We start from the raw sequence: 15,910 nt of genomic DNA, 5'->3' as shown, positions 1-15,910 counted from the left end.
TGACCGGCGCGCGGAAGGCGCGCGAGGTCGCCGTCGGCGCGGGCAGCGCACGGCGGTCCAGCTTTCCGTTGACGGTCAGCGGGATCCACTCCAGCCGCACCACGGCCGAAGGCACCATGTAGGCGGGCAGCTGCGCGGCCGCGCCGTCGCGCACCGCGTCCAGCACCGGCTCGGCGCCCGGCTCGGACACCACGTAGGCGACGATCCGCTGATCGCCGGGCTGATCCTCGCGCACGATGACCGCGGCCTGGGCGATGCCGGGCTGGGCGAGGATCGCGGACTCGATCTCGCCGAGCTCGATGCGGAAGCCGCGCACCTTCACCTGGTCGTCGGCGCGGCCCAGGTATTCCAGCTCGCCGAAGCGGTTCCAGCGGGCGAGGTCGCCGGAGCGGTACAGGCGCCCGCCCGGCGTGTCGCCCATCGGGTCGGCGACGAAACGAGCGGCCGAGAGGTCGGGACGGCCGAGGTAGCCGCGGGCCAATTGCGGGCCAGCCACGTACATTTCGCCCGCGACGCCGACCGGAACCGGCCGCAGCCTGCTGTCGAGCACGTACACCCGCAGACCGGCGATGGCGCGGCCGACCACGCTGCCGGAGGCGGCGGCGATGGTCGCGGCGTCCAGCGCGCGGTAGGACACGTGCACCGTGGTCTCGGTGATGCCGTACATGTTGACCAGCAGCGGCGCGGTAGCGGACGTCGCGCCGGTGCCGTCGCCGTGGCGCGCCACCCAGTCCGAGAGCCTGCGCAGCTCCAGCGCCTCGCCGCCGAACACCACGTAGCGCAGCGCCAGCGGCGCGGCGTCGGGCGCGGCGTTCCGGTCGGCTTCGGCCAGCTGGTAGAACGCCGACGGGGTCTGGTTGAGCACCGTGACGCGTTCGGCGCGCAGCAGTTCCAGGAACTGCTCCGGCGAGCGCGAGGTGTAGTAGTCGACCACCACGAGGGTGCCGCCGAACAGCAGCGGGCCCCACAGCTCCCACACCGAGAAGTCGAAGGCGTAGCTGTGGAACAGCGTCCAGGTGTCCTCGGGTCCGAAACCGAAGTCGCGGTCGGTGTTCGCGAACAGCCGCACCACGTTGCGGTGCGCGACGGCGACGCCCTTGGGGCGGCCGGTCGAGCCGGAGGTGTAGATCACGTACGCGACGTTGTCGGGCGTGAGCGCCGCGTTGCGGTCGGCGTTGCTGATCGGGGCGTCGTCGGCGTCCTCGACGTTGCCGGTCTCCACCGCGAACCCGTCCAGCACCACGGCGGGCAGCCCGGCGGGCACCTCGACCTGCACCGTGGAGTCGAGCACCACGCTGGTGGGCCGGGAATCGGCGAGCACGTAGGCGATGCGCTCGGCCGGGTAGGTCGGGTCGACCGGCACGTAACCCGCGCCCGTCTTCACCACGGCCAGCAGCGCGACAACGAGATCCAGCGAGCGCGGCAGGATCACCGCGACCAGCGTCTCCGGTCCCGCGCCGTCGCTGATCAGCCTGCGCGCCAGCACGTTCGCGCGCCGGTCCAGTTCGGCGTAGGTCAGCGTCTCCACGCCGAAGCGGGCCGCGATCCGGTTCGGGTGCGCGGCCACGGCCGCGTCGAACAGCCCGACCAGCGTGATGTCCGGATCGGCGAACGCGCCCGCGACGCTCTGGGCGCCGGAGGACACCCAGCGCTGCGACACGTCCAGCCGCTCGCTCTCGCCGAGCAGGTCGATATCGCCGATCGCGATCTCCGGGTCCTCGGCGATGCCGCGCAGGATGCGCACGAGCCGGTCGGCGAAGGCCGTCACCGTCTCCGGGTCGAACAGTTCGGTGGCGTAGTTCCACGACAGCGTCAGCCCGCCGTCGGCGGCCTCGCCCACGGTGAGCTGCACGTCGAATTTCGCGGTGCCCGGGTCGAAGTCGACGGCGGCGAGCTCGAGGCCGCCGGGCAGCGCGACCGCGCCGAGATCGGCCGCCGAGGCGGCCTCGAAGGTCAGCGCGACCTGGAACAGCGGGTGGTGCGCTTGCGAGCGCGCCGGGCTGAGCACGTCCACCAACCGCTCGAACGGCACGTCGGCGTTGGCGAAGGCGGCCAGGTCGGTGCGGCGGACCTGGTCGAGCAGAGCGCCGAAGCGAGCGCCGGGATCGACGTCGCTGCGCAGCACCAGCGTGTTGACGAACATGCCGACCACGTCGTCGAGGGCGCGTTCCCCGCGGCCCGCGATCGGGGTGCCGATCGCGACGTCGGTGCTGCCCGACAGCCGGCCCGCCCACACGGCCAGCGCGGCGTGCACGACCATGAACAGCGTCACGCCCCTGGCGCGCGCCAGCTCGGACAGCGCCTCGTGCACCTGCGCGTCGACCGCGAAGTCGTAGGTGCCACCGGCATTGGAGGCGATCTCCGGCCGGGGCCGATCGGCGGGCAGCTCGATCTGGTCGGGCAGGTCGCGCAGTTGTTCGGTCCAGTAGGCGATCTGGCGCGCCGCGACGGAGTCCGCATCGTCCTCGGCGCCGAGTACCTCGCGCTGCCACAGCGCGTAGTCGGCGTACTGCACCTCGAGCGGGGCCCAGGAGGGCGACTCGCCGCGGGCGCGCTCGGTGTAGGCGAGCACGACATCGCGCAGCAGCGGCCGCAGCGAGAAACCGTCCGCGCTGATGTGGTGCACGACCAGCACCGCGACGTGTTCGGTCGCCGACAGCGCGAGCAGGCTCGCCCGGAACGGGATCTCGGTCGTGACGTCGAAGCCGACGCCGGCCAGCTGCACGATCCGCGCGGGCAGCTCGTCCGCGCCGACCGATTCGGCGACCAGGTCGAAGCCGACCTCGCCGACCGGCAGGACGCGCTGGTAACCGATGCCCTCCACCTCGGGGTAGACGGTGCGCAGCGCCTCGTGCCGCGCGAGCACGTCGCGGATGGCCGCGCCGAGCGCGGCGACGTCCAGCGCACCGGTCAGCCGCAGGGCCACCGGGATGTTGTTCACCGCGGTGCGGTTGTCGAACCTGTTGAGGAACCACATCCGCTGCTGAGCGAGCGAGAGCGGCACCAGCTCGGGCCGCTGCTCGGCCACCAGCGGCGTGCGCCCGCCCTGTCCCGCGGCGGATTCCACCTTCGCCGCCAGCGCGACCACGGTGGACGCCTCGAACAGCACACGCACCGGGACCTGCGTGTTCAGCGCCTCGCCGAGGCGAGCCGCCACCTGGGTGGCGACCAGCGAGTTGCCGCCGAGTTCGAAGAAGTCGTCATCGAGGCCGACCCGCTCCGCGCCGAGTACCTCGGCGAAGGTCTCGGCCACGATCTCCTGCACCGGCGTCGCGGGCGCGCGGAACACCTTGGCCTCGAACACCGGGTCCGGCAGCGCCTTACGGTCCAGCTTGCCGGAGGCGTTCAGCGGGAACGCGTCCAGCACCACGTACGCCGCGGGCACCATGTACCCGGGCAGGCGCGCGCCCAACTCGGCCTTGACCGACTCGACGTCCACCACCCGGTCGGGGTCGGTCACCAGGTAGGCGACCAGCTGGTCGCCCAGCCGATCATCCGAGCGCACCACGACCACCGCCTGCGCGACCGAGTCCAGCGCGGTGAGCGCCGACTCGATCTCCCCCAGCTCGATGCGCAGACCGCGCACCTTGACCTGGAAGTCGGTACGGCCCAAGTACTCCAGCTCACCGTGCTCGGTCCAGGCCACGAGGTCACCGGTGCGGTACATGCGCTCTGCGTCGCCGAACGGGTTGGCCACGAAGCGCTCGGTGGTCAGGTCGGGGCGGCCCACGTAACCGTGCGCCAGCTGCGCGCCCGCGAGGTACAGCTCACCGGGCACGCCGACCGGAACCGGCCGCAGGCGCGAATCCAGCACGTAAACCTGCGTGTTGAACACCGGAGCGCCGATCGGCACCGACACCGTGTCGTCCTCGGTCACCTCGTGGAAGGTGACGTCGACCGCGGCTTCGGTCGGGCCGTACAGGTTGTGCAACCGAGCGCCGGTCAGCTCGCGCAACTTCTGCGCGGTCACCGCGGGCAGCGCCTCGCCGGAGGCGAAGACATTGCGCAGGCTGGTGCACTCGGCCGCGCGTTCCTCGGCAACGAACACCGACAGCATCGACGGCACGAAGTGCACCGTGGTGACCTGCTCGTCGACGATCAGGCGGGCCAGGTACGCGGGATCGCGATGACCGTCCGGTTTCGCGACCACCAGTCGCGCGCCGACCTGCAAGGGCCAGAAGAACTCCCACACCGACACGTCGAACGTCGCGGGTGTCTTCTGCAACACCACGTCGTAGGCGGCCAAGCCGTATTCGGCGTGCATCCACACCAGGCGGTTGACGATCGCGGCGTGCGAGACCGCCACGCCCTTCGGACGGCCGGTCGAACCGGAGGTGAAGATCACGTACGCGGTGTTGGCCGGACGCAGCGGCTTGTGCCGGTCGGCGTCGGTCAGCGGCTCGCCGGAGAACTCCGACAGGTCGAGCTGATCGATGCGCACCTGCCGGGAGACGGTGGTCTCCAGATCGGAGCCGGAGGTCAGCACGCACACCGGGCGCGCGGTCTGGAGGATGTAGTCGATGCGCTCGGCCGGGTGGTCCGGGTCCAGCGGCACGTACGCGCCGCCCGCGGCGTTCACCGCGTACATGCCGACCACCAGATCGATCGAGCGGCGCATGCCCAGGGCCACATACGATTCCGGCCCGACGCCGTTGACCTTGAGCCAGCGCGCCAACCGGTGCACCCGGCGGGCGAACTCGGCGTAGGACAGACTCGTCCCCTCGAAGGTCACCGCCGGACTGTCCGGGGTGCGCGCGACCTGCGCTTCGAACAGCGAGACCAGGGTCGCCGCGGCGTCGCCGACCGGCGAGGTGAGCGCGGCGTCGACCGGGAACTCGGTGGCGTTCCAGCGCTCGATCACCGAGGACCGCTCGGCGTCGTCCAGCAGCTCGATGTCGCCGACGGTGACCGACGGATCGGCGGCGACACCGCGCAGCACGCGCACGAAGCGCTCGGCGAACGTACCGGCGAAGACACCGTCGAACAGGTCGGTGGCGTAGACGAGCTCGGCGTCCATCGCCGCCTCGGCGCCGGGGACCTCGCTGAGCGTGAGCTGGAGGTCGAACTTCGCCGTCGGCTGGTCGATGCCCAGCTCGGAGACGGTGAGGCCGGGCAGCTCCAGCGCGGTGCGGCCGAGGTTCTGGAACGACAGCATCACCTGGAACAGCGGGTGGCGCGCCTGCGAGCGGGCCGGGTTGAGCACCTCGACCAGCCGCTCGAACGGCACGTCGGCGTGCGCGAACGCCTGCAGGTCGCGCTCGCGGACCCGGGCGAGCAGGTCGGCGAACGACTCGCCCGCGTCCACTTGCGCGCGCAGCACCAGCGTGTTGACGAACATGCCGACCAGGTCGTCGAGCGCCTGCTCGCCACGACCGGCGACCGGGATGCCGACGGCGATGTCGTCGGAACCGCTCAACCGCGCGAGCAGGGCGGCGAAGGCGCTGTGCACCACCATGAACAGCGTGCTGCCGTGCGTGTGCGCGACCCGGTTCAGGTCCTCGATCAACTCGCCCGGCACGCGGAAGCGGTAGGTGCCCGCGCCGTAGGAGGCGACAGCGGGCCGCGGGCGACCGGCCAGCCGCAGTTCGTCGGGCAGGCCGGCCAGCGTCTCGCGCCAGTAGTCGAGCTGCTCGGAGATCAGCGAGGTCGGGTCGTCCTCGGAGCCGAGGGTGTCGCGCTGCCACAGCGCGAAGTCCACGTACTGCACCGCCAGCGGCGGCCAGCCCGGCTGCGCCGCGGAGGTGCGCGCCACGTACGCGGTCATCAGGTCGCGCACCAGCGGACGCATGGAGAAGCCGTCGGCGGCGATGTGGTGCACCACCACGACGAGCACGTAGTCGTCCGGACCGAGCCGGTAGGCGCGCAGGCGCACCGGCGGTTCGGCGGTCACGTCGAAGCCGCGCTCGACGAACTCGTAGAGCGCGCCGAGCAGTTGCCCCTCGGCCACCTCGACGAGGTCCAGCTCCGGAATGGCCCTGGTGGCGTTCAACACTCGCTGGTAGGCGACGCCGTCGCGGGACGGGTAGATCGTGCGCAGCGATTCGTGCCGTCCGACCACGTCGGCGATCGCGCCGCGCAGCGCGTCCAGGTCCAGCGCGCCTTCCAGCCGCACCGCGGCCGGGATGTTGTTCGCGGCGGAGTCGGCGTCGAAACGGTTGAGGAACCACATCCGCTGCTGGGCCAGCGACAGCGGCGGGTGCTCGGGACGGACCTGTGCCGTGAGCGCTTGGCGCGCACCGCTGCCCGCGTGCGATTCGATGCGGGCGGCCAGCGCGGCCACGGTCGGTGCCTCGAACAGCACGCGCACGCCGACCTCGGTGTTCAGCGCCGCGCTCAGCCGGGCGACCACCTGGGTGGCCACCAGCGAGTTGCCGCCGAGTTCGAAGAAGTCGTCGTCCACGCCGACGCGCGGCACGCCGAGCAGATCGGCGAACAGCTCCGCCACGATCTCCTCGATCGGCGTCGATGGCGCGCGGAACACCCGTGCCTCGAACACCGGCGCGGGCAGCGCCTTGCGGTCCAGCTTGCCGGAGGCGTTGACCGGGAACGCGTCCAGCACGACCAGCGCGGCCGGGATCATGTAACCCGGCAGCACGGTGGCCAGGGCGGCCTTCACGTCGTCGGTGTCGACCGTCGCGAACGGCTCGCAGACCAGGTAGCCCACCAGCTGATCGCCCGCGTGCGCGTCCGAGCGCAGCACCACGACCGACTGCGCGACGCCGGGCTGCGCCAGCAGCGCGGACTCGATCTCGCCGAGCTCGATGCGCAGACCGCGCAGCTTCACCTGGAAGTCGGTGCGGCCCAGGTAGTCCAGCTCACCGCTCGGAGTCCAGGCCACCAGGTCGCCGGTGCGGTACATCCGGGTGCCGGGGGCGCCGTAGGGGTTGGCCACGAACCGGTCGGAGGTCAGGTCGGGGCGGCCCAGGTAGCCGAGCGCCAGCTGCTCGCCCGCCAGATACAGCTCACCCGCGACACCCGGTGCGACGGGGTGCAGACGGCCATCGAGCACGAAGACGCGGGTGTTCCACACCGGACGTCCGATCGGCACCGACACCGTGTCGGCCTCGGTCGCCTCGTGGTAGGTCACGTCGACGGCGGCCTCGGTGGGGCCGTACAGGTTGTGCAACCGGGCGCCGGTCAGCTCGCGCAGACGCTGCGCCGTTTGCGCGGGCAGCGCCTCACCGGAGGCGAAGACCTGCCGCAACCGCGGCGCTGGCAGGCCGTCACCGTTCTCGTTGCCCAGCGTGGAGACGAAGACCGAGAGCATGGACGGCACGAAATGCGCTGTCGTGATCTGCTTGTCGGCGATGATCTGGGACAGGTACACCGGGTCGCGGTGCCCGTCCGGGCGCGCGATGACCAGCCTGGCCCCGGTCTGCAACGGCCAGAAGAACTCCCACACCGACACGTCGAACGTGGCGGGCGTCTTCTGCAGCACCGCGTCGTCGCGACCGATGGGGTATTCGTGCTGCATCCACAGCAGCCGGTTGACGATCGCGGCGTGCGAGACCGCCACGCCCTTCGGGCGTCCGGTGGAACCGGAGGTGAAGATGACGTACGCGATGTTCTCCGGGCGCAGCGGTTGCGTGCGCTCGGCGTCGGTGATCGGCGCGCCGCTGGTCGCGGCGAAACCGGGCACGCCTTCGATGCCCTCCACCGACAGCGCGGTCACCGCGGGCTGCGGGTCGAGGCCGAAGCCGTCCGCGGAGCGGTACAGGATCATCCGCGGCCGCGCGGTCTCGATGATGTAGTTGACGCGGTCGGCGGGCTGGTCCGGGTCCAGCGGCACGTAGGCCGCGCCGGTCTGCACCACCGCGTACATCGCGACGACCAGTTCGGTCGACCGCCGCAGCGCCAGCGCCACCAGCGATCCCGGGCCGACGCCCGCGCCGATCAGCTGCCGGGCGATGCGGTTGGCCCGCTCCTGCAACTGGCGGTAGGTCAGCCGCTCGTCTTCGAAGTCGAGCGCGATCGCGTCGGGCGTGGCCGCCGCCTGCTCGTCGAACAGCGACACCAGCGTCGCGAACTGGTCCACCGGGTGCCCGGTGTCGTTCCAGTCCACCAGCACCCGCGCCCGCTCCTCGGGCGCGAGCAGGTCGATGTCGCCGATCGGCACGTTCGGGTCGGCGGTCACGGCCGCGAGGATGCGGTCGAGGCGGCGGGCGAACGCCGCGACGGTCGGTTCGTCGAACAGGTCGAGGGCGTAGGAGAACTCGGCCGACATGCCCGCCGCGTCGCCCTGTTCGTCCTGGGTCTCCGAGAGGGTCAGCTGCAGGTCGAACTTGGCCAGCCGGGCGTCGTAGTCGATGCCGTTGACCGAGAGTCCGGGCAGCTCCAGGCTGGCCTGCCGGGTGTTCTGGAAGGTCAGCATCACCTGGAACAGCGGGTGACGCGCCTGCGAGCGGGCCGGGTTGAGCACCTCGACCAGCCGCTCGAACGGCACGTCGGCGTGCGCGAACGCGTGCAGGTCGGTCTCGCGAGCGCGGGCGAGCAGGTCTGCGAAGCTCGACGCGCCGTCCACCTCCGTGCGCAGCACGAGGGTGTTGACGAACATGCCGATCAGATCGTCCAGCGCGGCCTCACCGCGACCGGCGACCGGGGTGCCGATGGCGATGTCGCTGGTGCCGCTGGCCCGGGCGAGCAGCACCGCGAGCGCGCTGTGCAGCACCATGAACAGCGAGGCGTTGTGCCTGCGGCCCAGCTCGACGAGGGCGCGCTGGGTCTCGCCGGAGATCACGAACGGGTAGGTGCCGCCGCGGTAGGAGGCGACGGCGGGGCGCGGCCGGTCCGAGGGCAGCACCAATTCGTCCGGCAGATCGGCCAGTTCGCGAGTCCAGTACCCGATCTGGGAGGAGATCAGCGAACTCGGGTCGTCCTCGGAGCCGAGCACCTCGCGCTGCCACAGCGCGTAGTCGGCGTACTGCACCGGCAGCGCCGACCAGGCCGGCGCCTCCCACGACGTGCGGGCGGCGTAGGCCACCATGACGTCGCGGGCCAGCGGTCCCATCGACCAGCCGTCGGCGGAGATGTGGTGCACCACCATGCCGAGCACGTACTCGGTCTCGCTGATCTCGAACAGCCGGGCGTGCAGCGGCACTTCGCTGGTCACGTCGAACGCCATCGAGGCCAGCTCGACCAGGTGGTCGATCAGGTTGTGCTCGGTCACCGGCACCGGGGTCAGGTCCGGCACGATCTGCGCGGCGTCCAGCACCACCTGCACCGGGCCGGTCCTGGTCTCCGGGAAGACCGTCCGCAGCGACTCGTGCCGGTCGATCACGTCGATGACGGCGACCTGCAACGCGGCGATGTCCAGATCGCCGGACAGCCGGATGGCGACCGGGATGTTGTTCACCGCCGAGGAGGTGTCGAACCGGTTGAGGAACCACATGCGCTGCTGCGCCAGCGACAGCGGCACCTGCTCCGGACGCTGCCGGGCGACCAGCGCCTTGCGCGCGCCGTCACCGGCGTGCGATTCCACCCGCGCGGCCAGCGCCGCGACCGTGGACGCCTCGAACAGCATGCGCACCGGCACCCTGGTGTCCAGCGCGATGCCGAGGCGGGAGGCCACCTGGGTGGCGATCAGCGAGTTGCCGCCCAGTTCGAAGAAGTCGTCGTCCACGCCGACGCGGGAGATGCCGAGCACCTCGCCGAAGATCTGCGCGACGATCTCCTCGATCGGCGTGGTGGGCGCGCGGAATTCGCGCACCTCGAACACCGGGGCGGGCAGCGCCTTTCGATCGAGCTTGCCGGAAGCGTTGAGCGGGAACGCCTCGAGCACCACGATCGCCGAAGGCACCATGTACGCGGGCAGCGTGCGGTGCAGGGCGTTCTTGATGTTGTCGAGGTCGACCGGGCCACCGGTGCTGACCACGTAGGCGACCAGCTGATCGCCCGCGACGGTGTCCATGACCAGCACGACGGCCTGCGTGACGGACGGGTGGTCCAGCAGGGCGGTCTCGATCTCGCCGAGCTCGATGCGCTGGCCGCGGAATTTCACCTGGAAGTCGGTGCGGCCGATGTACTCCAGCACGCCCGCGCTGCCCACCTCGGGATCGCGCGGCTGCACCCAGCGCACCAGGTCGCCGGTGCGGTACAGGCGGGAGCCGGGCGCGCCGAACGGGTCGGCGACGAAACGCTCGGCGGACAGGTCGGGGCGGCCGTGGTAGCCGCGGGCGGTCTGCACACCGCCGAGGTACAGCTCGCCGGGCACGCCGACCGGAACGGGCGCGAGGCCCTCGTCCAGGACATAGGTCTGCGCGTTCCACACCGGGCGGCCGATCGGCACCGACGTGGGCGCCACCTCGTTGAGGTGCCAGGCGGTGGCGTGCACGGTGAACTCGGTTGGGCCGTACAGGTTGTGCACCGCGGCGGTGGAGAACTGCCGGAACGCGGTGACGGTCGCGGGCGGCAGCGCCTCACCGGCGACGAGAACCGCGCGCAGCGAGGCGCATTCGGCCGTGGACGCCGACCCGGCGAACACCGACAGCATCGACGGCACGAACGAGGTCATGGTGACCCGGTGCCGCCCGATGATCTCCGACAGGTACATCGGATCGCGGTGGCCGTCCGGCGCGGCGATCAGCATGCGGGCGCCGACGGCCAGCGTGCCGAACAGCTCCCACACCGACACGTCGAAGGTGACCGGCGTCTTCTGCAGGATCACGTCCGCCGGGCCGATCCGGTACTCGGCGGTGATCCAGGCGATCTGGTTGACCACCGACGCGTGGCTGACCGCGACGCCCTTGGGGCGGCCGGTGGAGCCGGAGGTGTAGAGCACGTACGCCGTGTTGGTGGCGCGCAGCGGGGCGCGGCGCTCGGCGTCGGTGACCGGTCCGTCGCCGAACCCGCTCAGGTCCAGGGTGTCCAGCGTCAGCACCGGGATGCCTGCGGCGGTGACGCCGTCGGCGGTGGTGGTCAGCACGCACACCGGCGCGGAGCTGTCGAGCACGTATTCGGTGCGCTCGGCCGGGTGATCGGGATCGATCGGCACGTAGCCGCCGCCCGCGGTCAGCGTGGCGTAGATCGCAACCAGCATGTCCACCGACCGGCGGATGCCGACGGCGACCAGCGTCTCCGGGCCGACGCCCGTGTCGATGAGCTTGCGCGCCAGGCTGTTCACGCGCGCGGCGAACTCGGCGTAGGTCAGCTCGACCGGCGCGCCGAACTCGTCCGCGCCGCGAACGCCGCCGTCGAAGACGACGGCGGGGTCGTCGGGCCGGGCCCGCACCTGTTCCTCGAACAGCTCGAGCACGGTGGCGGCGGGGACGTCGTGCGCGGTGTGGTTCCACTCGGTGAGCACCCGGGCGCGCTCGGCCTCGTCGAGGATCTCGATGTCGCGCACGGCGGTTTCCGGCGCCGCGACGGCGGATTCCAGCACGCGCAGGTAGCGGCGGCCGAACTCGGCGACGGTCGGGGCGTCGAACAGGTCGGTGGCGAAGGAGATGACCGCGCCCATACCGGCGGGCTCGCCGTTCGCGCCGCGCTCCTCGGTGACCGTCCACTGCAGGTCGAATTTGGCGATGTCGACCTCGAGCTCGTCGGCGGTGACCGAGAGACCGGGCAGCTCCAGGGTCGCGTGCGACATCTCCTGGAACGACAGCATCACCTGGAACAGCGGGTGGCGCGCCTGCGAGCGGGTCGGGTTGAGCACCTCCACAAGGCGCTCGAACGGCACGTCCGCGAACGCGAACGCGGCGAGGTCGGTTTCCCTGGTGCGGCCGAGGAATTCGGCGAACGGCTCGCTGCCGTCCACCTCCGAGCGCAGCACGAGGGTGTTGACGAACATGCCGATCAGGTCGTCGAGCGCCTGCTCGCCGCGCCCGGCGACCGGTGTGCCGATGGCGATGTCGCTGGTGCCCGACAACCGGGCCAGCAGCACGGCCAGCGAGGCGTGCATGACCATGAAGAGGCTGACGCCCTGCGCGCGGGCCAGCGCGACCAGCCGCCGGTGCAGCTCGACGTCGATGTCGAAGCTCACCCGGCTGCCGTGGAAGCTCTGCACCGGCGGACGCGGACGGTCCGCGGGCAGGTCGAGCTGATCCGGCAGGCCCGCCAAAGCCCTGCGCCAGTAGGCGATCTCGCGCGCCGCCATGGACGCGGGATCGGATTCCGCGCCGAGCAGCTCGCGCTGCCAGACGCTGAAGTCCTGGTACTGCACCGGCAGCGGCGCCCAGCTCGGCGCCTCGCCCGCGGCGCGGGACAGGTAGGCCGCGGCCACGTCGCGCGCCAGCGGGCCGAAGGAGAAGCCGTCGGCCGCTATGTGGTGCACCACGAACGCCACCGCGTAGTCGGCGGTGCCGTTGCCGCGCCCGCCGGTGACCGCGAACACCCGCACCCGGATCGGCAGCTCACGCGAGACGTCGAAGCCGCGCGCGGCGAATTCGGCCAGCGCGCTGTGCAATTCGGTCTCGTCGATCGGCTGCAACTCGATGCTGAGATCGACCTGGTCGACCGGGAGCACCTGCTGGTAGCCGCCGTCGCCGGACTCGGGGAAGACGGTGCGCAGCGACTGCTGCCGCTCGACCACGTCCAGCAGCGCCGACTGCAACGCCGCCAGGTCCACTTGGCCGCGCAACCGCACCACGAACGGCAGGTTGTAGGTCGGCACGGTGGGGTCGAACTGGTTGATGAACCACATGCGCTGCTGCGCCAGCGACAGCGGCACCCGCTCCGGGAGCTGCTGGGCCACCAGCGGCGGACGCGATTCGCCCACCGGCGCGGCGTTCTCCGCCCGCGCCGCGATCCCGGCGACGGTCGGGGTCTCGAACAGCGCGCGCACCCCGATCTGGGTGCCGAAGGCCGCGCCGATGCGCGCCACCACCTGGGTGGCGACCAGCGAGTTGCCGCCCAGGTCGAAGAAGTTGTCGTCGATGCCGACGCGGTCCTGGCTGAGCACGTCGGCGAAGATGCCCGCCACGATCTGCTCGGCCTGGGTGCGCGGCGCGCGGAAATCACCGGCGTCGGCGCTGAACACCGGCTCGGGCAGGGCCTTGCGGTCCAGCTTGCCGCTGGTGTTCAACGGGAAGGCGTCCAGCACCATGATCGATGCGGGCACCATGTAGCTGGGCAGTTTCTCGGCGGCGAACCTGGTCAGCTCCACCGGGTCGACGGTGTGGCCGGGAGCCGGGACGACGTAGGCCACCAACTGCTGACCGGTGGCCGTGTCCACCACCAGCACCACGGCCTGGCTCACCGCGGGATGGGCGAGCAGATCGGTCTCGATCTCCCCCAGCTCGATGCGCTGACCGCGGAACTTCACCTGGAAGTCGGTGCGGCCGATGTATTCCAGCGTGCCCGCGTCGTTCCAGCGCACCAGGTCGCCGGTGCGGTACATCCGCTCGCCCGTCCGCGAGAGCGGGTTGGCGACGAAGCGGTCCGACGTCAGGTCGGGACGGCCGCGGTAGCCACGCGCGAGCTGACGCCCGCCGAGGTACAGCTCGCCCGGCGCGCCGATCGCGGCCGGTCGCAACCGCGAATCCAGCACGTAGACCTGGACGTTCCACTCCGGGATGCCGATCGGAACGGTCACCGTGTCGGCGGCCGTCGCCTCCCAGTAGGTCACCGAGACCGCCGCCTCGGTGGGGCCGTACAGGTTGTGCAGGCCCGCGTCGGTGATGGCGCGGAAGCCCGCGGCGGTCTCCGGCGGCAGCGCCTCGCCGATCACGAACACCGCGCGCAGCGTGGCGCATTGTTCCCGCGTGGCGTGCGCGACGAACACCGTGAGCATGGACGGGACGAAGTCGGTGACGGTGACCCCGTGCCGGGCGATCGTCTCCGCCACGTACAGCGGGTCGCGGTGCCCGTCCGGCGAGGCGATGACCAGCTTCGCGCCCACCAGCAGCGGCAGGAAGTAGCCCCACAGCGACACGTCGAACGTGGTCGCGGTCTTCTGCAGGTACACGTCCGACGCGGTCAGCCGGTACTCGTCGAGCATCCACAGCTGCTGGTTGACGATCGCGTGGTGGGTGACCGCCACGCCCTTGGGGCGGCCGGTCGAACCCGAGGTGTAGATGACGTAGGCGGTGTTGTCCGGGCGCAGCGGCGCGAGCCGCTCGGCATCGGTGACCGGGGCGGGCGAGTACGCCGAGGTGTCCAGGGTGTCGATCTCCACCCGGCGCACCGAATCCGGCAGCTCCAGCTCGTCGGCCGAGTGCGTCAGCACGCAGACCGGCGCGGCGCTGTCGAGGATGTAGGCGGTGCGCTCGGCCGGGTGATCCGGATCGATCGGCACGTACGCGCCGCCGGCCTTCAGCACCGCGTGCATGCCGATCACCAGCTCCAGCGAGCGGCGCATGCCCAGCGCGACCAGCGATTCCGGGCCGACGCCGTCGGCGATCAGGAAGCGGGCCAGCCGGTTGACCCGCGCGTCGAACTCCGCGTAGGTCAGGGTCGCGCCCTCGAAGTCCAGGGCGATGCTGTCCGGGGCCAGCGGCACCTGCGCGTCCAGCAGTGCCGCGAGGGTCGTCTCCGGGACGTCCTGCTCGGAGTCGTTCCACTCCAGCAAGGTCCGCTCGCGCTCATCGGCGGTGGTGACCGGGAGGTCCCACACCGTCTCGTCCACCTCGGCGGCGAGGAAGCGGTCGAAGAACTCGAGGAAGCGGCCGTGGTGGCGGCGCGCCTCGTCCTCGGTGTAGAGGTTCGGGTTGGTCTCGAAGTCGATGTGCGAGCGCGTGCCCGCGACCGACTGGTAGAAGTTGACGCCCAGATCCTCGATGCTGCCGGTGGACAGCACGCTGAGCTGGCCGACCATCGGGCCCATCACCAGCTCGTCGTGGAACAGCATGATGTTGACCCACGGTCCGAAGAACTCCGTGGTCACCACGCCGTCACCGGCCGCGTCGCGGCGGATGTCCTCGTGGCGGTAGCGCTGGTGGCGCAGCGCGCCGGAGACCTCGACCTGCACCTGCTTGAGCAGCTCGGACACCGTGGTCGAGTGGCCGACGTGCAGCCGCAGCGGCACGATGTTCGACGAAACGCCGCCCGAACGGCGCATCGCGGCGGTGGTGCGCGCGGTCACCGGCAGGCTGAGGATGACGTCCTCGACGCCGTTCCACTGCGCCAGGTAGGCGGCGAAACCCGCGAGCAGCAGGCCGGCGGGCGAGGAATCGTGCCGTGCGACGGCGGCGTCCAGCAGGGTGTTCTGCTCGTCCGACAGCGCCGCGCTCACGATGCCGTTGATTGCGGCGGGCGGGGCGGACCGGCCGGTCAGGCTGGTGCCCTCTTCCAGGCCCGCGACCCGCTGCGCCCAGTACTCCTTGTCGGAGACGAAACGGGAGCTCTCGCGGTAGGCGATCTCCTGCTCGTACAGGGTGTGCAGGTCGGTCGCCTTGGACACGGCTGGTTCGGTGCCGTCGACGTAGGCGGTGTAGAGCTCCGCGATGCGGTTGAGATTGGTCATCGCGCCGAAGCCGTCGAGCGCGATGTGGTGGGCGCGGGAGTACCAGTACCAGTGGTCGTCGGCCAGTTGCAGCGCCGCGATCATGATCAACCGGTCGGTGGTCAGATCGAGCGGGCGGCTGTACTCGGCGCGCATCCACGCCATCGCCGCGGCGGCCGGATCGGCCTCGCCGCGCAGGTCGACGTAAACGACCTTGTCGTAATCGGCGATGGAGTGATCGATGAACTGCAACGGCTCGCCGTCGCGCTCGACGATCCGGAGGAAGCCCGAACCCAGCTCGTGCGAGGCGTCGATGCTGGCCCGCTCGAGCACGTCGACATCCAGCTCACCGTGCAGGTCGACGTACTGCGCGATGGTGACCGGCACCTGTGGGTCGACGTGCTGCGCATACCAGATGCCCAGCTGAGCAGGTGACAACGGGAAGGCGCCGGACGGGCCGGGTTCTACCCCGGAACCAGCGTGTGCCCGTTCGCCACCAGTTTCGCCGTTTCCGCCGAAATCCAGCCGGTCCAA

At 71.2% G+C, this 15,910-nt stretch carries 1 protein-coding gene (cut by a window edge); it reads right to left on the bottom strand.

The genetic code is table 11. The features are described from left to right. Window positions 1–15,910, bottom strand: the 5' end (the start) of a protein-coding gene (locus HOV91_RS09015) for a non-ribosomal peptide synthase/polyketide synthase (RefSeq protein WP_174184981.1). It extends 27,842 nt beyond the left edge of the window; the window shows 15,910 of its 43,752 coding nt (coding positions 1–15,910); its start codon is at window positions 15,908–15,910; its stop codon lies off the left edge, out of view.

The sequence above is a fragment of the Nocardia barduliensis genome (genome assembly GCF_013315795.1).
Lineage (GTDB): Bacteria > Actinomycetota > Actinomycetes > Mycobacteriales > Mycobacteriaceae > Nocardia > Nocardia barduliensis.
The sequence above is the reverse complement of the archived record's forward strand: the minus strand, read 5'-3'. Positions and strand labels throughout refer to the sequence as shown.